This window comes from Colwellia sp. Arc7-D (assembly GCF_003061515.1).
Lineage (GTDB): Bacteria > Pseudomonadota > Gammaproteobacteria > Enterobacterales > Alteromonadaceae > Cognaticolwellia.
The window spans coordinates 1823128-1844037 of sequence record NZ_CP028924.1 but is presented as its reverse complement, the minus strand read 5'-3'; the positions used below and the strand labels follow the sequence as shown (position 1 = coordinate 1844037).

The following is a 20910-nucleotide window of genomic DNA, read 5'->3' as shown; positions in this document are numbered from 1 at the left end:
AAAAACTTAGCTAAGCACTTGTCTAAAGACTTAACAATTTAATTACTCTGCCACTTTCTCTCGAACCATAATAATACCAGTGATACAAACATGATTAGCCATAGTATAAATTTATCAACTTGCTGATAAACATGCGATGAATTAAATGCATCATTATCGGCATAATTATCGGTATAGTTAGCATCAGCATTAAATTGACTCACTGCATGCTTAATGCCCTGCTGCCAAGCTGGAAAAGCGTCCTGGTCATAAAAGTAGCGAGCTTGCTCAGACAGTATTGACTGTTGATCATTTAAGGCTTGAAATAAATACCAACCTGCTTGGCTAGCTAAAAATTGTCCACACTGTTGATTGTTTAAAAGCGGATATGCCGTTAGCGACAACTGAGCAACAACCACCTTTTCTAGTGATGACATTAAACAAATATTTTGATGCTGATCAACCTTTGCATACACGTTTGTTGAAGGCATTACCCATCGGGTGTTTTGTTCACCTCTAGATATGTTCAATAATAAATACTGCCAATAAGCGCTATAGTACGCAGGGCTGATTTGTGATGACCATTGATAAGTTTCATTAAGTACCGTCAGTGCCACAGACCCTAAACCCAATGATTGTTTAGCAACTAATGCCTGACCATTACCTGACTCAACAATAGTTCGTCCCTGCTTGGCATTTATATTAATTGAGACCGATTGAGCGGATATAACGTCACTTTTAGCTAATTTAGGTTGTTCTGGCCAATAAGCTAAAACCTGGTTGTTATTGACATCTACAGAGGCTAACTCAAACAAGTTCAGTAACCTATTGAGCTTATCAAATTGGCTATTTTCAGCTGTTAATAGTGTACTATCCGCATTAATTAATACCCCTAATCCATCTTTGATTGCATTATATATTGCCTCAACTTCCATTGTCGGCAACGAAAGCAGCATTCTGCTGTCGATAATCAGGAGATCATAGCTTTCTAATAATATGCCAGTTAAGTCGTTAGATTGATTTTCTGTTATTTTTTGAACTGAATTTACTCTCTGATACGACCATTTACTTTTACTTATTTGGCTTATAACACTTACTTGGCTGCCAGCCTCATTCAACCATTGCTTCAACCGCCTAGTTTCAAATGACGGTGCTGATTGCTTAATCAATACACGGGGTTGGTTTCCCATAACAACGCTAAAAGCAATATCTTCACTTACGGTAAAAAGTTTTTTTGCCGTCGCACTTTTGTTTAGTAACTCTTTTACAATAAGCTGATAATTAAATAAGCCTGATATTTTACTGGTAGTTGTTAATGAAAAAACGTCATTCGGCTGAACAATAACACTGTCTTGAATACGGTCATTGCTCACTAAACTCAGCTCAAACTGACTATTAATATCTGAAGAATGTTGAAATTGCCCTGTTACCGTTATTGCTTGCCCTAAAATTAACTGTTTCGACCAGTGTAAATAACTAAATCCTGTAATTGGATTACTCGCATAAAACTTAAATTTGATAGAAAGTTTCTTGGATGCGCCTGTTTTTAAAGGCGTAGGTGTTTCAGCTTCAGCTTCAAGTATCTGGGTGTGAGAAACATCACTATTAACTTGGTTAAAAGTCTCAAGATATTGCCACTGTATTTTACTTAGCCCATCACCAAATATTTGTATTAATGTCGGAACGTTATAGCGTTCGTTATACCCTTTAGATTGATTAATGCTAACCATTTCCCAAACATTGGTGAGGTCTTGAGTTGAGCTAATAACTACAACTTTGTCTGAATAGTTTTTAGCTAACCATTCCTTTAATGACTGATTGTCAGCGGTACTTTTTTCAGAATCTAATAACAGCCATATCCGCTGAGCAGATTTTAGTGCCTGCGTGATGTTAATATTGTCCATACCCTGAATATTGAAATTTTCATTTTTTGCTGATTTTTTAAAACCTTGAGTTAGTAACACATCATAAGTTGATGGTTGTACTTTCATCTCAAAAGGTAAAAGAAAAATCAGCATACTGATAAAAGCAATAATATTGCCAAAAATCAACATTGATACATGAATACTTTTGCTATTTATAAAAGCATTTTTTTTATTTGAAATAGTATTACTATCACTTTTAAAGCGTCGAAAAATTATCACACAGCTAATCACTAAACCGAATAATGCTAATAGTAGAATGGCCCAGTGTAATGAGCTATCTAGCGTTAAACGGTAATTGCCTATAGCAATGCTTACAACTGAAGTAATCACAAATCACCCGTTAAAAATTGGCTATAGTTTTCAACCATAGATTGATGGACATTAAAGTCTTGTGGTTTACTGTTAGGGCTGGAGGTTGGGCTTGGTAGTAATTGCTCAAGCTTTCCGGATAATAATTCAATACAACCAGCACATTGAGACAAACTCAGTCGCCGTTCAAGTAATATTTTTTCAATCACCACTAGCAACTCCACTAAGGCTGGTCTTTCATCTATAAGCTCTTCGATTCCTAATTTAGTTAATTCAACTAGCGCTAATTCATCTACAGATAGCGCCACATTCGCCTTGAAATTCTGTGATTCATTAATGCCATTATCGTTTGATAATGTCATTGTTTGAGACACAGGCTTCGAAGAGATAAGCGGTTGGTTATAGGCATTCAGTAATTGTAAAAACTGTCGGAATGCGAATAAAGTTTGATTTGATAGCTGCTCAGGCATAAAGCGCGAAACTTGTACCGAGTTGGCTAAAATGTCTGTTTGGTCGCCTTGATATCGACGTTGCTCTGTTACGGGGGGTGGCTCAAAACCTAAACGTTTTACATAAATTCGCTCAGCTTTTCTGGCTAAATTTAATAACTTAAGCGCCTGTTGTTCAAAAGGTAAGGCAAGTGAAGGCTCAGACAACATTAAATGTAGTTCTGCTTGCCACATATGGGATAAACTTTGTTTCATCAACGCGCGAGGGTCTCGATTTGTCATTACACCCACATCACTATCTTCATGATTATGGCCATATTGATTTATCAGCTCCATGCGACCTGAAGCTTGGATACCACGAGTGTTATTTCCCCCCTCACTTTCATGTAAGTGCCCCAAAATGTCTTCATGATGCTCTGCTTGATTCGACGAAATTACCGCATTAACACTGCCACCTTGTTCGTCATGTATCTTAATTTCAGGTTTATGCTCAGCAGTATCATGAGCTTCATCAAGGCTTACCTTGTTATTTTTATCCCCTTCAACTTCATCACCGAGGTATTGACCATATTTTTCTTTAAGCGCACTCTGTGCTACCCCTAACAATTCTGATTTTTCATTAAAACTCGTAGGCTCAAGATCAGTTTTATCTTCTATTAATTCTATGGTTTCAATAATAATTTGTCGCTGACTTTTGAAATATTTGGGCATAAAATCAATCAGTATTCCGTCGGCATTAATACCACTTTGCTCTTCTTCTAACCAACGTATAATTTTTGTTGTTGAACGGGTTTGCTGAAAATCAGGTTCACGATTATCGGTTGCCACAATACTAAAATAAAGCTCGTCACCAGGTTCCATAGCTAACTCTGCTATAGACCATTTTTTATAGTAGTGCCTTTTACCATCAACAAGTTCATCGCTGTCGAAGGCATAGATTTGATCTCTAAATTTAACCCCTTCACCTGAGCCTTTTGCTATCGAGGCCTTTATCTGAACGTCGGTAATCGAAAAGTCATCTGATATTTGAACTTCGGCGGTTAGATTAGGAAGCGTATTTTTGCCATATTCTGTCACTGTACTTTTTGGATTAATAAAACGAATTTTAGGCGCATAATCAGGCGTTAAACTCATACGATGAATACCTGAAATACTGTCGATAATTTTCGACTCAACATGCCTAGCTGCTATATGATAAACCATGCTTTTGCGTAGTATTAATTCAATCTGATATGAACCATCGTCCTGCTTGATTAATTGATGACGTTCACTATTAGATAAAACAAGAAAGTAGTCTGCCTTAGGTGCTGAAAAATTTAATCTCCAACGTACTTTACTGCCCACCAAAGTATTGATATCAAGTGACTCTGATATCAATTTAGCGGCCTGACCTTTCGTTAAACTATAGCTAGGCGGCATGATGGTGACTTGTTTAGCTATAATTTTAATCGCCGTATCATTCGGCTTATTTTCAATATTATTAAGGCTATCAGTACTTTGAGTAGCAGGTTGAAACCCTGAGATAATTTTATCAACTAAATTAAACTGATACGAAATAATAAAAACAATCAGCAAGATAAAAAGTAAAACACTAGAGAATATAAACTCTTGTTTGGCAAAATCTGGCGACAATTGACTATTTTTCACTTCTGCTTGTTGCTGCAAAATTTCGGCTAAACGATCTAGTACTTTATTCTGTTGCAGTTTTTCTAAAGCAGAGAGTTTATCTTGGTCAACTAATAATAACTGTGTACTTTGCTCAAGCTCTTCAAACTGACTATTTAGATGAGTAATAAGGTTTTTTAATGTAATACTCGCGTACTGTTTATTTTGAATTATTGTCACCAGCTTAATCACTATGGTTAAGACTAATGCCAGTAAACAAACGATAAATGCATACTCAACACTGAAAAAGTTAAAACTCATTAAGGTAAATAAAAGCGTGATGATCAATACGCACAATATCGGCATAAAAAGTAACAGTTGCTGTTGCAGGTATTTACACCGCCAATGCGCTACAAGCTGATTTAAACGGCTTATATTTATTTGTCGTTTATCTTTGCCTGAAAAGCTGAGATTACTTTCTGATTGAATATCCTTTTCGCTCGTCATTAAGCATCAACCTGATCTAATGATTTCGTTTTTGATTTAGAACGATAAATTTCACTAACGATTCGCTCAATAGTCCACAGTAATATCAATAAAAAAGTTAATATTTCAGTCCAATAGCTCTCATTCCTTTGCTGAGTAACGGCTAGGTCTTTAACATGTTTAAAATTAAAACGCCCTTTTTCAATACTGCTTGGCCCTAGACTGGCTTGTTCAATACTACTCAGTGTTTTAACTCGTTGGCTAATTTGTTCATGCAACAGCGTTTGCTTATTCTCAAGAGTGTGTTCTTGCCATTGTTGAAATAACAAGTCTTGTAAAAACAACGGAAATTGCTTCAACAATAGTAAGTTACTCCAAGAGGGTGTAAACCTCGAATATAACTGGTAAACAATACTTTCACGCTTTGCGCTTTGATAGACAATGCTCGATTTAGTTAACATAGGTAAACTGATGCCGTTGGGTTGAGTGAATTGCCAAAGTATTTCTGTGTTTTTTATGGTGCCAACTTCACTCAATTGTTCGCCGATATTTAGCGGTGTACCACGCTGATAAAATAAAGCTTCAGGATAAAGTAAAGCAGCACTAGTTTTATTAATGCTTATGGCATTCGCATTTGAGAATAAGGTATTTTCATTTGACTGTTGCGCATCAACAAATAGCTTTGAGCTGGTTGACAAGACCTTAACAGTTTCTTGATCAAGATCTGTTGTACTTAAATAAAATAGCCAATCCGGGGGAGTACGTAAAATTTGCTGATAATGCTCAGTATTTTTAAACGTTTTTTGATCAAAGGATGACAACTTTAATGCTGGGGCTACTTGTTGTTTTATTAATGCAAAAGCTTGCTGAAAGTATTTAAGATCGCCATACCTGTCCTCATCATAAATAATAACAACGTTCATCGCATGTGGATATTGTTCATCACGGTTAGAAGCAAGGTTTTGAATTTGCCAATCAACGGAGTTGGCTATCGTAATATGAGGCTTTATATCGTTAAGTTTGTATTGAGCCGCGCGGTCAGTAACAAAAAGTTTAATCCGTGTTTCAGCTGCTAATAATTGACTAAAGGAGGTTAGATTTTTTAGCGTATTTTGATGTTGGATGACATTAAGCTGTTGTTGCCATTCCACTACTTCCTTATCGGTAATTAACTCAGTATTACCGGCTAAAAGATAGATAGGTTGATTTAAACTATTATCGATTAACTGCTGTCTTTGTGTGTCATTGCTTTGGTTCAACCAATCAACAGTAACAACATGCACTTCATCATTCTTTATCAAAGCTTTAGTTAAAAAAAGATCCGCTAAAAGTAATACTGAACAAATCAAGAACAAAAGTCGTAATAACAATAACCAAGCTTCAGTAAGACGAATTTGTCGCATACTTTTGGGTTGCAGTGAATCGATTAAAGCAATATTGGCAAATTTAACCTGCTTTGGTTGGCTTTTACTGATCAAATGCAACACTAGTGGCACTATTAAGGCCAATAACGCTATAAAAGCTAATGGATTTTGAATCATCACATCAGGAAAGTAACTCATGTTTTGCGCCCATGATTACTATTTCTTACACTGAGAAAATCGACTAAAGCTTGATCTAAGGCTTGATCAATATTAGCGTGAAAATATTGAATATTTTGCTGTGCTAAATGCGCTTTTAATGTTTCATCGCAATGTTGCTTATTTTTAAGATAACTCGTACGCACTTCTTTCGCTGATACTTGACGGTATTCGTTAGTCTCTAGGTCTTGAAAATTAATCATACCTTGATAAGGAAAGTTAATTTCATCATTACTGTCTAGATGAAAAGCAACCACATCGGTATGCCTATTCGTCAGTTTTGACGTTAACGTTAATAACTCTTTATTAACCTGATGAAAATCACTAATAACTATCACTAAGCCATTTTTACGTACGGTACTTAATTGACTCAAAATCATTTGAGTATTTGGCATCGCACCACTGGCTTCTAATTGCGTTAAGCTGAGTAATATTTTTTGCCAGTGACGTTCACCCGGCAATGCCGCAACTTGTTGATGGCTTGTGCCAGAAAGCGCTAATAAGCCAACACTATCACCCTGCTTTTGAGCTAAATAGCTGATTGTTGCCGCTAAATATCGACCATAGTTCAATTTATTCCATTGGCCTATAACTGAATCTTTTTCAGGGATTTGAGCAGTGCTGGCAAAAGACTGTTGTAACATAGATTCGCTACAATCGAGTACGATCCAAACATTCACATTGCTTTCTCGCTCTGCTTCTCGAACAAAGTATTTATCTGAGCGAGCAAATAATTTCCAGTCTATTTTACTGAGTTCATCACCAGGTTCATAAGCTCTAAACTGGCTAAACTCAATACCAACTCCGCGTTGAAGACTTGCATGACTGCCATGTAAAAACCCTTGCGCTAAGGTTTTAATTGCTAAAGGTAGATCTTTAACTCTTAATAAAGTTTTGGCATCAAAATATGGCTGTTGCACGTGCGTTACCTGATTTACTGCAAGGGACTGGTTGGCAAAGTAACAAAGGCTAATAAATCCTCAATAACATTATCAGGAGTAATATTTAAAGCCTCGGCCTGAAAATTAACTAGAATTCGATGCCTTAATACCGCTGGCGCAACAAACTGAATATCAGCAATGGTGATGGCATAACGTCCCGCCATTAATGCTTTTGCTTTTGCACATAAAATTAACGCCTGCCCAGCTCTTGGACCTGCTCCCCAACGTACATGTTCGACAACACTTTGGCAGTGTTCTTTTAATTGTTCCGATGTTTTTTCTTTCGCTTCAATTGAACTTACAGGTCTTGTTGCTCGTGCTAAATTTGCGGCATAAGATAGTAACTCATCAGACACGGTGACATTACGTACCAGGTTTTGTAATGCGATAATATCTTCTGCCGTTAGCACTTCAGTCAGTTCACAGTGACTATTACCCGTAGTTCGTTTAAGAATTTCAATTTCTTCTTTTTCTGATGGGTAACCTACGCGGACAAACATTAAAAATCGATCTAATTGCGCTTCAGGCAATGGATAAGTACCGGCTTGTTCAACAGGATTTTGCGTTGCTAAAACAAAAAAAGGTTTAGGTAAATCGTAAGTTGTTCCTGCATAGCTTATGCGGCGCTCTTGCATCGCTTCTAATAACGCAGCTTGTGTTTTTGGTGGTGTACGGTTAATCTCATCCGCCAATAAAATATGCGTAAATACCGGTCCTTGCTGAAATTTAAAAAAACGCTCGCCACTATCATGATCCGTTTCTAATATCTCAGTGCCAATAATGTCACTGGGCATTAAATCAGGTGTAAATTGCACGCGATTGAAATTTAGCGCTAATGTTTTTGCTAATGAACTTACCATCAAGGTTTTAGCTAAACCTGGTACACCTTCAAGTAAACAATGTCCGCCAGCCAATATGCTAATTAATAGCTCATCAATCACACTTTGTTGGCCAACAATAACTTTCGCTATTTCATTGCTAACTTGATTCAATTTGCCTAGTAACTCGGTTATCTGTTGTTCTTGCATGTATATTCCATTTATAAATATGTAAACGACTCGCTAGCTATTCATTGCATACATAACAATATTGACCGCAAAGCGAGTATTATCGACTTTTAACCAACGTTTATTACGAAAGTCATAATCCCATTCACAACCTAAGTCTTTATTACTATATAGCACGGCAATTCGGCCATTAACTTCGATTGCTTTTAAGTAGTTGTGCACCAAATCATCGCCCCAGCCATTCAGCTCAATTGAAGTTCTAGGCGGGCCTTCGAACTTAAAAAATGAAGAATATATGGCGTGGTCATTAGGAATTTTCTTTAACGCTTGCTCGCCAAATATTTCACGCATTTGTCGTTCAAAGCTGCGAGCAAACATGCCATCAATATCATGATTACAGTCATCAACAAATACAAAACCACCATTTTCAACATAGCGTTGAAAGTTTTGTTTTTCTTCTCTATTAAATTGCACTAGCCGATGGCCAGCTAGATAGCAAAATGGCGCTGCAAGCATTTGTGGATCAGATAAAGGCAGTATTCGCTCTTTAATATCGACCCGTAAACTGGTGTATTCGATTAATGAGTTAAGTACGTTGGCAGGCATTCTTTCGTCAACTTCCCAATCGCCTGACTCATAGCTCAAACGTGTAAAAAAGAAGTCAATTTGCTCTTGTGCACTCAGTCGTAAAAACGGTAAAGCAAATGTGCCTACTGAAAATAGCGAAATGGTACGAATAAAATTACGTCGATTCATATAAACACAAGAAAAAGTTAAGGGTAAACAAATATAACGCGTTTACCCTTATTTAAGTTCTTCTTTTTGATCCTATTTATTGACTAAACAGCGTCTGACAAACTGCTGAAGGTGAAATCACGTATTTTCATTGGCGGAATCATACTGCCATTAATACGTTGCGGCTTACCAAGTGCTTCAATATTATTAAGCATAACAATTGGGCTTTCGTTGAAACGGAAGTTTTTAATTGGATATTTAATCTTGCCATTTTCAATATAAAAAGTGCCGTCACGTGTTAGACCTGTATATAGCAAAGTTTGCGGATCTAACGCTCGAATGTACCAAAGGCGAGTAACAAGAATGCCACGACGAGTGTCTTTGATCATATCTTCGAGTGTGTCATTACCACCAGCCATAATAATTTGTGCCGGACCACCAAACAAGCCAGAGCCTGTGTATGCGGTAGGTGCATATTCTACGCCTGTTTTACTCGCCCAATAAGGAGAGTTTGGCATATTGACTATTTTGCCATCCTTTATCCAGTCTGTTTTCCCAACACTATGACCATCACCAGCAAAAGGTGCTGTTGGTGCTTCAGAATTCATAGGATCCGAGTAGATATGTACACGTTCATCAAAAAGTTTTTCGCCTAAACGGTTAGTAGGTCCACCCTCTTTGCCATCTTCTTGTTTCTTACTTAAAAAACTTCGGCCTTCATCCGCAGCTCGCTGGTTCATACTGCCAAACATGTTATTCAGTAATTGTACGCTAGCGGCAGGCTCTAATATGACCGTATATTTACCCGGCTCTAATTCTTTGGCGCCGGACGAACCAATGGACTTTTCAATTGCCACTTGTGAAGCTTCTTTAGTATTTAATTTTTTAAAGTCACTATAATCACGAGTAACCCAACCCGAGCCTTTGCCATCTTCAGTACGAATAGTGACTGTAAAATCAACATTAGTCGCCTGATTATAAGCAAACAACCCTTTACTGTTCATAATAGCAACAAAGGTCGTTGAATCTTGCAAAAACCCTGAAGAAACCAATTTATTAGCTTTAGAAGGCTTAATGCTATTTTCAGCTGCTTGGGCTCTATCATCTGGCGTTATATTCGTGGTTGAGTCAAAAGCGCTTTGAGGTTGATTGTATTTTTGCTTACCAAACAATGGCATATTTTCTGGATTTTCAGGCGCTAATTTGGCTAACTCCTCAGAGCGTTTAACCACTTTCATTAATGATGCATCGTCAAATTCATTAATGGTTGCCACACCTGTTTTCTTGCCAAATGTTGACTGTACAGACAAGGTTAAATCACTTTGCTCACCTGAGGTAGAAACTGTATTACGCGCGGTGCGAATATTGCCACCGTCTTCTCCACCTAAGTTACACTCACATTCATCGGCTTTTGAAAATGAAAGTACCTTTTTTAATAACTCTTTCGCGTGTTGTTCTGTTAAAATTGTCATGACGCTATGCTTCCTTTTATTCTTTATTTTTATCGTCAAATATAGGTAAAATTAAACCTTACGAGCGGTATTTATCACGTTGATATTATTAAATCTTGTTGTTGGACAACCATGAGAAACTGCACTAACTTGAGAAGGCTGACCTTTACCATCAAAAAATGACCCGCCTATGCGATAATCAGATTTACCCGCCATTTGTGTACAGCTATTCCAAAACTGTTGGGTATTTGATTGATAAGCAACATCTTCAATCTGCTCAGTAATTTTACCGTTCTTGATTTCAAAAAATAATTGACCTCCAAATTGAAAGTTATAACGCTGTTGGTCAATCGAAAATGAACCACGACCAGCAATATAAATACCATTTTCAACGTCTTTTATAACATCGTCAGCTGATAAATCTTTATCATTTGGTTTTAAGGAAACATTAGGCATACGTTGAAATTGAACATCACGCCAACTTTGTGAATAACAACAACCGTGAGATTCTTTTTGATCAATCATATGCACTTGATCACGAATGGCTTGATAGTTAACCAAAGTGCCGTCTTTAACTAAATCCCACTCTTTTGTTTTAACACCTTCGTCATCATAGCCAACATTACCTAATGAGTATGGTTGGGTTTTATCGGCAAATAAATTAACAATATCAGAGCCATAATTAAATTTACCACTCTTCCATTTATCTAAAGTTGCAAAACTGGTGCCTGCGAAGTTAGCTTCATAACCTAATACTCGGTCAAGCTCTAATGGATGTCCTACAGACTCATGAATAGTTAGCATTAAGTGGGCAGGATCTAATACTAAGTCATATTTACCGGGTTCAACTGATTTAGCTTTTAACTTAGCTTGCAGTTGTTTACCTGCTGCAGTTGCATCTTCAAGCATATCGTAAGAGTTTTTATAACCAACGTTAGCACCTAATATGCGTACTTTGTCTTCTTCTTTACCATCTAAGTACTCAAAGCCCATGCCCACAGGATTACCCAAACCAGTGCGTTGCTTAAAGCCTTCTTTACCAACCGCTGTAGCAAAAAATGGTGCCCATAATCGATGTACGTCTTGATCTATGTAAGAACCATCGGTAGAAGCAAAGTATTTTTGTTCATTCACTAAAAACAAAATAGAAGTAATATAGTTAGCCCCGTTGGACATAGCGGCATCATTTACCGACAGCAACAAATCAACTTTATCTTTAATTGGGATTTCGAGAGCATTCTTTTTAATGGGGGTATTCCAGCTAACATCACCAACACCTTTTACCGGTGCAAGTTGCACTGGAACCGTTTGGAATTTTGAATTAGCTATGGCAACAGTCACTGCTTTTTCTGCAGTTTTAGCGACACTATCTGGAGTCATATTTGAAGTAGATGCGAAACCCCAAGTACCATTGGCAATTACACGAATACCTATACCTGCTGATTCAGTATTAACAATGTTATCAACGCGAGTCTCTTGTGTCGTAACAAACTGATTGAGATAACGGCCAATGCGCGCATCAGCATAAGAAGCACCCTTTGCTTTTGCAGCATTTAAAGCAATGTCAGCCAGTTTTTTCTTATAAGCGACATCCATAGGTTTATCTAGCAATTGATCTGCCGATACCGCTAAGCCAGACATCGGCAACATTAACCCACCAGCACCAACGCCAGTAAGTTTAATAAAATCACGTCTTTGCATTTCCAATCCCTCTTTTTTTATTTTAACTTCTTGTTATATTTTATGTTTTTTAAACTACCAACAACAAAGCCTTAAATATACTAAAAAAAACATTTCGTAAATGCACGAGTAATAAGCTTCAGGCGGATAACTAACATCATTCAAATATAGCGCAATGTAGCAGTCTACAACAGAGGTAAAAATAATTTAGCTAAACATAAGATTAACAATTAAGTAACAAAGTATTTCCATAGTTCAAACTAAGGAGGGATTATTGTAGAGTAAAAAGTGGAGATCACGCGATAATATAAATGTTATTAAAATAAAGTGTATTCCACTAATTTAAGTGTTTCACAACCATAAAAAATGTACGTTGAATGTGCCTAATTATAAAGGCATGCATACCTTAAACAGTCTTATTCTTCACTGAATTTCATCTCGATATCACTACTGATAATGTCCAACTTCTGGTAGCATGAGCGAAAAATAATTATTGAGTGTCAAAATGAAAATCATCTCTTTTAATATTAATGGCCTTCGTGCACGTTTACATCAACTACAGGCGATTATAGACAAGCATCAACCCGATATTATTGGCTTACAGGAAATTAAAGTTCACGATGAAGCTTTCCCACTAGCTGATGTTGAAGCAATGGGCTATCACGTGTATTTTCATGGCCAAAAGGCACATTATGGTGTTGCTATGCTGTGTAAGAAATCAGCCGACATTGTTATTAAAGGTTTTCCTACTGATGATGATGATGCTCAAAAACGCATGATCATGGTGCAAACAACTGATGAAAATGATGAAAAAGTAACGGTATTAAATGGTTACTTCCCCAAGGTGATAATATTGCACATGAAACAAAGTACCCTTATAAGCGTCAGTTTTATAAAGATTTAATGCAATACTTAAATGAACACCATACCCCTGATGAAAACGTTGTAATTATGGGTGATATTAATATTTCTCCGACCGATTTAGACATAGGTATTGGAGAGCCTAATAAAAAACGCTGGTTGAAAACTGGAAAATGTAGCTTTCAACCTGAAGAAAGACAATGGTTATCTACCTTGATGAACTGGGGTTTTACCGATACTTTTAGGGCATTACACCCAACTCGTGAAGAAAGATATTCGTGGTTTGATTATCGCTCTCGCGGCTTTGATGATAATCGCGGACTGCGTATTGACGTTGTGCTCGCCACTAAAAATCTTGCCGAGCGTTGTATAGAGTCAGATGTTGATTATGAGCTTAGAGGGATAGAAAAACCTTCTGATCATGCGCCTATTTGGTCTACATTTAGTCAATAAAAAGCTTTAATTTAATGATAACTATGACTCCAACTCATTATGCTTGCCCGTTATGTAGTTTACCCCTGCTAAATCAAGCTGCGGTATTTCGCTGTGAAAATAACCATAGCTTTGATTGTGCAAAAGAGAACTATTTAAATTTGCTACCGGTACAATTTAAGCATTCAAAAAATCCGGGTGATAACAAGGCAATGGTAAATGCTCGACGGGCACTTTTAGAGCAAGGCTACTATCAGCCACTAATGAATAGATTACTCGCTTTATATCATGAAAAAATGCCTGCAGATGCCAATAAGCCGGCAATTGTTCTTGATGCAGGTTGTGGAGAAGGGTTTTATACTCATCAACATAAAAATGCTGAAAATACGGTTTACGGTGTTGATATCGCCAAAGAAGCGATAAAAAAAGCCGGTAAAAAGTATAAAAATTGTCACTTTAGCGTCGCGACATTATCTAAGCTACCTTTTGCAGACAGTTTGTTCTCTTGGATAGTATCGGTATATGCACCGATTTTAGAAAATGAATTTACGCGCGTGTTATCACCTGGTGGATTTTTGTTAACCGTTACACCGGCTAAGCAACATTTAATGCAATTAAAACAGCAAATTTATGATGATGCTAAAGAGCATGATATTGAAAAGTTACCCATTGAAAATTTAACACTGGTACACCAAGAGAATATCACTTATCAAATGCACTTAAAAACGGGTCAAGACACATTAAATTTATTGTCTATGACACCCTTTGCATTTAAGGCCAGTGAAAAAGTAAAACAGCACTTATTAAATCAAGATAATTTTACTTGTCAGGCAGACTTTCTAATTCGCCTTTATCAAAAATCAGATTAATTAAAATTAAAAAATAAAAAAGGCGATACCCAATCAAGGTATCGCCTTACTATTGAAAATGAAAACGCTGTTTACACAAGCATATTCTTAAGTCATTTTGTAACGATTTTGAAAAGTTAAATTCAATAACTGAGCCAGGTCTAAGTAGCGAGGACGTTGCGTAGATAGCTTGAGATCGCCACCACTTTGATTTACACGCGCTACACTTTCCTTATACCAACTAGCCAAACCTGGCGGTAAAAATTTATCGGCTTTAATGCCCATAAATATCAAAGCTTGTAATGGAAAACTCAAAATACATAAACTGTATAGAAGTGCTTGGGGTAAAACAGACCAAGAACCAAAATACAATTGCATAATAAAACAAAACAACGCTAACCCTGGCATTATTTTACAAACCAAACGGCTAACTTTAACCGCTTGATAGTCAGCAAAATACTCACCAAGTTCTGTGCGCGTTGGCCACAAATTAATGTATTTTCGACCAAGCAATATAATTTCTAAAAAAGATAGTTTCATACACCACACACTACATTAGAGGTTAATTAAAAGATAGCACAAAGTTGTTACCAAAATACAACTCAAGCCAATAAAAATTAGGATTAGTGGTCAATATTATTTGATAATAGTGAGGTTAAATCATGTATTTAATAGTGCACATTTCTGAGCACGTATGAGTCGACTAGCACCAGTTAACCACGCTCTATATTAAGTTTATATTGATATCAAACATCTAGTCATAAATGGCTTTTAACTATTTTATTAGTATGTTAGTAAAAGTTATAAATCAAAAGAATAAATTGATTACAATTCATGCATCTTTGAACTCTTCTGGTTAAATTGCAGGTTATTAGTATGATCTACCATGTTAATTGCACGATCTTTTAATACTTTGATGACAAGTTCGATATTTTAATAACTTATCTAAAATTTTTCTTTTAAAATCACAGCTGTCACTTTTTAACCAGTACCATAAAACCCTTTAAAAACAATACACTAAGCAGTTAAACAATAGTTGTACACAATGATACCCACAGCTTATGTGGATATCATTAATTACAAAGCATTAAAAATAACGCATTTAATTCACTTTATATCTTCATTTAGATATCTAAATATAATGACTTGACTTCAATAATCAGTTTAATGAGGACTAAGTACAGGTTAACCAGTTAATCACATAGATATACAAGCGCAGTGAGTCGATCTCAACGCTATTATAACCGCTAGAGATCGTGTGTATTAAGCGTTATAGTGATGATACGAGTATTTACATAATCAAAAGTATATTTATGAGCAATTTGACACTGCGCCGCTTAACTGAAACGTTTACAATTCACAGTTTGCAACGTGAAAGCTCGATCCCTGATGCTGTATTTACTGCACCTATATTTTTTCTAGCTAAAACTTATGATGAGATATCGATTGTATTACCCGAACACATAGAAATTGACAGTGAAGAAACAGAACCCGGTTGGCAAGCATTGGAAGTAGTTGGTCCATTAGATTTTAGTTTGACAGGTATTATGTCAAATATATCAACTGTTTTGGCTAACGAAAAAATCAGTATTTTTACAATTTCAACTTTTGATACTGACTACATTTTAGTAAAATCAAACAACGTTGAAGCTGCAACTGACGCACTTATAAAACATAATTATCAAGTAATATAATCAGGAAATAAAATGACAATACTTTATGGCATTAAAAACTGCGATAGCGTAAAAAAAGCAAAAAAATGGTTAGAGCAAGAAAATATCCCATATCAATTTCACGACTTTAAAACCGACGGTTTAAGTTCTGAGTTGTTACAAGAGTTTATAACGTTGGCAGATTTAACAACCCTGTTAAATAAGCGCAGCACTACATTTCGTAACCTCTCTGATGAGATTAAAAACAACCTCACTGAGGAAGTTATGATTGAAAATATATTAGCGCAACCTACGTTAGTTAAGCGCCCGCTCATTAAGCACAACCAAGCATTTTTAGTCGGCTTCAAAGACAGCCAATATCAAGAAACTTTTTGCTCGTAATACGGTGCTCTCATGATAAAACACAATAATACCACCATCTCATTAGCGCAAGCGTTGATCGAACGCCCTTCTGTTACCCCAGAAGATTTTGGTTGTCAGCAACTCATGGCTCAGCGATTAGCCAAGTTAGGTTTTAATAATGAAAGCATGGTATTTGAAGATACCACCAATTTGTGGTCTCGACGTGGTAACACAGGCCCTGTATTTTGCTTTGCTGGCCACACCGATGTTGTACCGGCAGGCAATTTAGACAGCTGGCATACACCACCTTTTGATCCTGTTATTGCTGACGGCATGCTTTATGGCCGTGGGGCTGCAGATATGAAAGGAAGTTTAGCCGCAATGATTGTCGCTACAGAACGTTTTGTTGCTGACTACCCTGATCATAAAGGTTCAATTGCATTTTTGATCACCAGTGATGAGGAAGGTCCATTTATCAACGGTACCACCCGTGTTATAGATACGCTTGAAGCGCGAAATGAAAAAATTGATTACTGTATCGTTGGTGAACCTTCTAGTACCAGTAAATTGGGTGACGTTGTTAAGAATGGCAGGCGGGGATCAATATCAGGTGAATTAACCATTCGTGGTAAACAAGGACATGTAGCCTACCCTGAACACGTTATAAATCCTATTCATAAAGCCATGCCTGCATTAGATGCATTGAGTAAGCAACATTGGGATAATGGTAATGAATATTTTCCCCCTACGAGCTTTCAATTATCGAATATACAATCAGGTACTGGCGCAACAAATGTAGTCCCGGGTCATTTAACTGCACTCTTTAATTTACGCTATAGTACAGAATTAACAGCAGACATGATTGTTGATAAAGTTGAGGCATTACTAAACCAGCATCAACTTGATTTTGACATTAAATGGGTATTTAACGGCCAACCTTTTATTACTGAGCCAAGTACACTGGTTGATTCTGTCGTTCAAGCTATTGAAACATGCTGTAAAATCACACCAGAACTATCCACCAGTGGCGGTACATCAGACGGAAGGTTTATTGCACCAACAGGCGCACAAGTTATCGAGCTTGGTCCTTGTAATGCTACGATTCATCAAGTTAATGAAAGTGTAGCGGTTCAGGATCTAATTTTGTTAACTGACGTTTACTATCAAACCTTGATCAACGCATTAACCGACCATGCCTAAAATGAGTGAGCTTGAGTTAATATTAACAGGTAAAACTGAACATCATATTCACTGGTTAACTAGCAATATCGGCATACATCATGAAATGTTGTCAGCATTCGAGCAACTAAAAATCGCGGCTAAAACCGCAGGTATTGAGCTTGCAATAGCCAGTGGTTTTCGCAGCTTTGATAGGCAACTGTTAATTTGGCAAAATAAGTTTTCTGGTGTTACAGCAATAAAAAATGACGCGAATGAAATATTAGCGGTTGATCAACTCAGTGAACGAGAAAAAATACACGCTATTATGCTATTCTCTGCATTACCTGGTGGCAGTCGTCACCATTGGGGTTGTGATATTGATGTTTATGCAAAAAACTTATTACCGCAAGGACAATCTTTAGCACTAGAGCCTTGGGAATATCAAACTTCCGGGCACTTTTATCCTTTAAGCGTATGGCTTGCAGAACATGCAAAAGAGTTTGGCTTCTTTTTACCCTATGATAAGTTTCGAGGTGGTGTTGCTCAAGAGCCTTGGCATCTTTCATACATGCCATTATCTCAACAATACCAAGCGTTATATACAGAAAGCACTTTAGCTAAAGCATTATCAAATGCTGATATTCAGGGGAAAGCTTTGCTGCTGAAGTTATTACCTGAGCTTTATCGACGTTATATCGTCAACATAGCTGAGGTTTAATAACGATAAATAATTTATCGTGAAAATATTGTCTAAATAATAATTTAAAATAGCCAACTTCTTAGCAGTAACCATGAAATTGGCTTTTACCTATATTCGGAGTACTACATTATGGTCAGCATATTAACTGAAGCTTGGGTTGCACCCACTATTGTCATTATCGCATTAGTCGTATTAATTGGTAATTTAAGTACCTTTCAAAAAAGTGCAAAAACGCCTTTACGCAAAAAAAGTTTAAACGATTTAAAAGAAACCATACCAAGAACACAAAAATCACCTCATAAAATGCCGACAGTTACCAAGGAAAATGATTTAGCCCATAAAACAAAAAACTCCGATTAACGGAGTTTTTTATTTAAATACTAACGGTAGAGATGATCATAAGAATCATTAAAATGCGTCTTTAAATGATAACCCTGCTTCCATTACGTCAAATATTTTATCTAATGTAGCATCTGGTAAGGTATTACCTTCACTATCAAATATAGTAACAACTGATTTTGCAGCCATTTTTTCTACCTGAAATTGATACTTACCGTTAGGTAAATCCAAAGTAGGCTTAGTCTCGCCCCATATGCTATCCCAAAAGCTCACTTCAGGTTTAACATAATCAACGTAGTAAATTTTAGTTGATTCGTTAAGATCTTTAATGGTAAAACCATGATCTTCAAAAAACAGCGGTAAATTAGACCACAATAAATCTTCATCAATTTCAACAATATAAGCAGATTCGCCAGAAACGTTCTCACCTAAACTAACAAATTTATGATTAGCACGTAATAAACGGTTTTCTTGTTGCTTTAATCGGTATTGAAAATCTACTTGTGCAATAACTTCATTAAGCATATTCATTTCAGCACGTTGTTGATCAATAATATCAATACGTTTAGTGCCGCCAGCTTTATCTGTTTTCATATAATCAAGTAATTCAACAACTAGCGCAACACTTCGTCCGTGTGATTTACTTTCAAGCAAATAGCGATATTTAATACTTTCCGAGATAGTTATCTCTTTAAATAGCCATGAACCTTCTTCTACTTCTTTGTGATACCAATCTGATTCGAAAACAAAACCATCTTCGTCTATTTGTGTTAAATCAACATTATCGGATGCTAATTGACCTTTTAATGCTTTTATAATAAAAGCGCGTAAGTCTTCATCATCAAGTACTTGATCGAACCAAACCTTAGATGCTGATGTAGTATTTTCTGTTCTAGTTGACGCTGCAACAGGCAATACAAGTGATGGTGCGCGAACATCTACATCAGATCCAATTGGACCTTCATGGTTTATTTCATCAGTAACAAAGTAAGTATCAGCTTTTTTAGGCTTAGCTAATCCTGCAGGTATTTTTAACGACGATACTTCTTTATGCTTCGCGTATTCAAAATCGCCCACTGCTTGTTTATTATTTACTGTACTGCAGCTAGCAACTGCAACACTTAATAATGAAAAATAAAATATCTTGCGATTCATTAACACTCCCGAGGATACAAATCTGAATCTTTCTAAATTTAATTTTGCTTGTTGTATTTATAAGTCACATTTTTATTCATTACGACACATTAAGAAATGGTGGTCGTAACGCTCAAGCAATACTTCTATAACGCTGTTTTGATAACTGAATCAGGGCTAAGTTCCCTAAATCATATCATTTATTTAAAATCCGCAAATTAATGGCAAAATAGCTAAATTGGGCAGCGCACCATGGTACTTGCCTGAAAATACAAACACAAGATACTGAAGCACATTTATCATAAAAAATAGAGAAATAGTAAGGTATTTTTAGTGGTTTGATTTCACAGTCCTAGACAGGAAGTTAAGATCCAAGCGCATGATAATAAAATTATTAACTACGGTAGAGATTCTACGTGAGCTTGTTACTCGTAAGATTGATCATGGAAAATGCATATAAAACGCTATTACAAACCTCATACTCAATAAATAAAATTACGGAAAATATGTGCACTTAAGTACATTAAAATTAGAAGTACCGAGTAATATGAGATAAAAAGCAGCGAATTAGGTGGGCCTATTTTCAAAATAATGCAATAGTTTAAGCTTTGTATTCAGTTGATTTTAAGGTTGATGCGCTGGATTGCTTAAAGATAACCAGTGAAAATATAACTTCTGTAATTCCTCCTAAAAATGCGCCAATAACAAAGTTTGTATTTAATAAAATACAAAACATACCGCTAAACATTAACGCTGCACCTAAGATCCAATAAGTCTTAATACCATACAAAGTATTAAAAATTAAATAACGTACACCTATTGTCATCAACATAATCGGGAAGAACCATTCCACTTTGAGCTTTGCTACAAAAAAAGCTAAAAACAAGCCAACAAATAAAATAATGGTACTTTCCAGCGCGAGTTTGCCTAAAGGATTATTTTGTTGATGTTTACCCGATCGTTTAAGCACTTTCGAAAGCAATAAAGCTAATGGGTGGATAAACATACCAGCAAAAAACAACACCAACATACTCGACTGATTGGAATATAACATTGCGGTAATGCCAGCAATACACCAAATAAGGCCAGAAACTAAAACCCCAGTTCCACCACCAAAATATGAAAAGTTCATGTCACTTTGTGCAAACTTAAAGTTCATTTATAGTACTTAATAGTAAAGGTTCATCGTATTCATGAAAGATATCAACGACCTATTTCAACTGATATCAGCTCACATCAATTCATATAACAAAAAACATAGACATTAAAATTA

At 36.3% G+C, this 20910-nt stretch carries 17 protein-coding genes and 1 pseudogene; 7 read left to right on the top strand and 11 right to left on the bottom strand.

Features of this window, described 5'->3' with window-relative positions:
- Positions 1-38: 38 nt before the first annotated feature.
- The 8 genes from DBO93_RS08050 to DBO93_RS08015 form a co-directional block, all read right to left on the bottom strand.
- Positions 39-2234: a hypothetical protein gene (locus DBO93_RS08050; RefSeq protein ID WP_108455863.1), complete on the bottom strand. Its 2196-nt coding sequence runs from the start codon at positions 2232-2234 to the stop codon at positions 39-41.
- The gene (locus DBO93_RS08045) at positions 2231-4774 is read right to left on the bottom strand and encodes a hypothetical protein (RefSeq protein WP_108455862.1); all 2544 of its coding nucleotides are present in this window, start codon (positions 4772-4774) and stop codon (positions 2231-2233) included. Before DBO93_RS08045 ends, DBO93_RS08050 begins: the two co-directional genes overlap by 4 nt.
- Entirely contained in the window at positions 4774-6315 is a 1542-nt protein-coding gene (locus DBO93_RS08040; protein ID WP_108455861.1) for a BatA domain-containing protein, read from the bottom strand. Before DBO93_RS08040 ends, DBO93_RS08045 begins: the two co-directional genes overlap by 1 nt.
- Positions 6312-7253, bottom strand: coding sequence for a DUF58 domain-containing protein (locus tag DBO93_RS08035; RefSeq protein WP_108455860.1), 942 nt, complete (start codon positions 7251-7253; stop codon positions 6312-6314). Before DBO93_RS08035 ends, DBO93_RS08040 begins: the two co-directional genes overlap by 4 nt.
- A gap of 14 nt (positions 7254-7267) precedes the next feature.
- The gene (locus DBO93_RS08030) at positions 7268-8302 is read right to left on the bottom strand and encodes a MoxR family ATPase (protein ID WP_108455859.1); all 1035 of its coding nucleotides are present in this window, start codon (positions 8300-8302) and stop codon (positions 7268-7270) included.
- Positions 8303-8335: 33 nt separating this feature from the next.
- Positions 8336-9037: a DUF4159 domain-containing protein gene (locus DBO93_RS08025; protein ID WP_108455858.1), complete on the bottom strand. Its 702-nt coding sequence runs from the start codon at positions 9035-9037 to the stop codon at positions 8336-8338.
- 83 nt (positions 9038-9120) lie between these two features.
- Entirely contained in the window at positions 9121-10488 is a 1368-nt protein-coding gene (locus tag DBO93_RS08020) for a TldD/PmbA family protein (RefSeq protein WP_108455857.1), read from the bottom strand.
- 51 nt (positions 10489-10539) lie between these two features.
- Complete coding sequence (locus DBO93_RS08015) at positions 10540-12168, bottom strand: TldD/PmbA family protein (RefSeq protein WP_108455856.1); 1629 nt, start codon at positions 12166-12168, stop codon at positions 10540-10542.
- 484 nt (positions 12169-12652) lie between these two features.
- Here DBO93_RS08015 and xthA point away from each other — a divergent pair.
- Together xthA and rlmA are read left to right on the top strand one after the other, a co-directional pair.
- A pseudogene (gene xthA, locus DBO93_RS08010) lies at positions 12653-13461 on the top strand (exodeoxyribonuclease III).
- A gap of 23 nt (positions 13462-13484) precedes the next feature.
- Positions 13485-14309, top strand: coding sequence for a 23S rRNA (guanine(745)-N(1))-methyltransferase (gene rlmA / locus DBO93_RS08005; protein WP_239059145.1), 825 nt, complete (start codon positions 13485-13487; stop codon positions 14307-14309).
- An 87-nt stretch (positions 14310-14396) separates the two neighbouring features.
- Here rlmA and yfbV read toward each other — a convergent pair whose 3' ends face one another.
- A complete protein-coding gene (gene yfbV / locus DBO93_RS08000; RefSeq protein ID WP_108455854.1) occupies positions 14397-14828 on the bottom strand; it encodes a terminus macrodomain insulation protein YfbV in 432 nt (143 codons plus the stop codon).
- 773 nt (positions 14829-15601) lie between these two features.
- On the opposite strand from yfbV, the gene DBO93_RS07995 reads away from it, so the two are divergent.
- From DBO93_RS07995 to DBO93_RS07975, 5 genes are all read left to right on the top strand, one after another.
- Positions 15602-15982, top strand: coding sequence for an ACT domain-containing protein (locus tag DBO93_RS07995; protein ID WP_108455853.1), 381 nt, complete (start codon positions 15602-15604; stop codon positions 15980-15982).
- Between the two features lie 12 nt (positions 15983-15994).
- A complete protein-coding gene (locus tag DBO93_RS07990; protein ID WP_108455852.1) occupies positions 15995-16342 on the top strand; it encodes an ArsC family reductase in 348 nt (115 codons plus the stop codon).
- Between the two features lie 12 nt (positions 16343-16354).
- Positions 16355-17503: a succinyl-diaminopimelate desuccinylase gene (gene dapE, locus DBO93_RS07985; RefSeq protein ID WP_108455851.1), complete on the top strand. Its 1149-nt coding sequence runs from the start codon at positions 16355-16357 to the stop codon at positions 17501-17503.
- The gene (locus DBO93_RS07980; RefSeq protein WP_108455850.1) at positions 17496-18182 is read left to right on the top strand and encodes a M15 family metallopeptidase; all 687 of its coding nucleotides are present in this window, start codon (positions 17496-17498) and stop codon (positions 18180-18182) included. Before dapE ends, DBO93_RS07980 begins: the two co-directional genes overlap by 8 nt.
- 111 nt (positions 18183-18293) lie before the next feature.
- Complete coding sequence (locus DBO93_RS07975) at positions 18294-18524, top strand: hypothetical protein (protein ID WP_108455849.1); 231 nt, start codon at positions 18294-18296, stop codon at positions 18522-18524.
- A gap of 48 nt (positions 18525-18572) precedes the next feature.
- Here the strand turns inward: DBO93_RS07975 and bamC are convergent, their stop codons facing one another.
- Positions 18573-19658 carry an outer membrane protein assembly factor BamC gene (gene bamC, locus DBO93_RS07970; protein ID WP_108455848.1) on the bottom strand — a complete coding sequence of 362 codons (1086 nt, stop codon included), beginning with the start codon at positions 19656-19658 and terminating at the stop codon, positions 18573-18575.
- Positions 19659-20238: 580 nt separating this feature from the next.
- Positions 20239-20796, bottom strand: a complete 558-nt coding sequence (locus DBO93_RS07965) for a hypothetical protein (protein WP_108455847.1) — start codon at positions 20794-20796, stop codon at positions 20239-20241.
- Between the last annotated feature and the right edge of the window lie 114 nt (positions 20797-20910).

Excerpts from the sequence above, each read along its gene's own strand:
- DBO93_RS08045 (WP_108455862.1), bottom strand. The coding sequence starts at position 4,774 with ATGACGAGCGAAAAGGATATTCAATCAGAAAGTAATCTCAGCTTTTCA.
- DBO93_RS08040 (WP_108455861.1), bottom strand. The coding sequence starts at position 6,315 with ATGAGTTACTTTCCTGATGTGATGATTCAAAATCCATTAGCTTTTATA.
- DBO93_RS08030 (WP_108455859.1), bottom strand. The coding sequence starts at position 8,302 with ATGCAAGAACAACAGATAACCGAGTTACTAGGCAAATTGAATCAAGTT.
- DBO93_RS08025 (WP_108455858.1), bottom strand. The coding sequence starts at position 9,037 with ATGAATCGACGTAATTTTATTCGTACCATTTCGCTATTTTCAGTAGGC.
- DBO93_RS08020 (WP_108455857.1), bottom strand. The coding sequence starts at position 10,488 with ATGACAATTTTAACAGAACAACACGCGAAAGAGTTATTAAAAAAGGTA.
- DBO93_RS08015 (WP_108455856.1), bottom strand. The coding sequence starts at position 12,168 with ATGCAAAGACGTGATTTTATTAAACTTACTGGCGTTGGTGCTGGTGGG.
- rlmA (WP_239059145.1), top strand. The coding sequence starts at position 13,485 with ATGACTCCAACTCATTATGCTTGCCCGTTATGTAGTTTACCCCTGCTA.
- yfbV (WP_108455854.1), bottom strand. The coding sequence starts at position 14,828 with ATGAAACTATCTTTTTTAGAAATTATATTGCTTGGTCGAAAATACATT.
- DBO93_RS07995 (WP_108455853.1), top strand. The coding sequence starts at position 15,602 with ATGAGCAATTTGACACTGCGCCGCTTAACTGAAACGTTTACAATTCAC.
- DBO93_RS07990 (WP_108455852.1), top strand. The coding sequence starts at position 15,995 with ATGACAATACTTTATGGCATTAAAAACTGCGATAGCGTAAAAAAAGCA.
- dapE (WP_108455851.1), top strand. The coding sequence starts at position 16,355 with ATGATAAAACACAATAATACCACCATCTCATTAGCGCAAGCGTTGATC.
- DBO93_RS07980 (WP_108455850.1), top strand. The coding sequence starts at position 17,496 with ATGCCTAAAATGAGTGAGCTTGAGTTAATATTAACAGGTAAAACTGAA.
- DBO93_RS07975 (WP_108455849.1), top strand. The coding sequence starts at position 18,294 with ATGGTCAGCATATTAACTGAAGCTTGGGTTGCACCCACTATTGTCATT.
- bamC (WP_108455848.1), bottom strand. The coding sequence starts at position 19,658 with ATGAATCGCAAGATATTTTATTTTTCATTATTAAGTGTTGCAGTTGCT.
- DBO93_RS07965 (WP_108455847.1), bottom strand. The coding sequence starts at position 20,796 with ATGAACTTTAAGTTTGCACAAAGTGACATGAACTTTTCATATTTTGGT.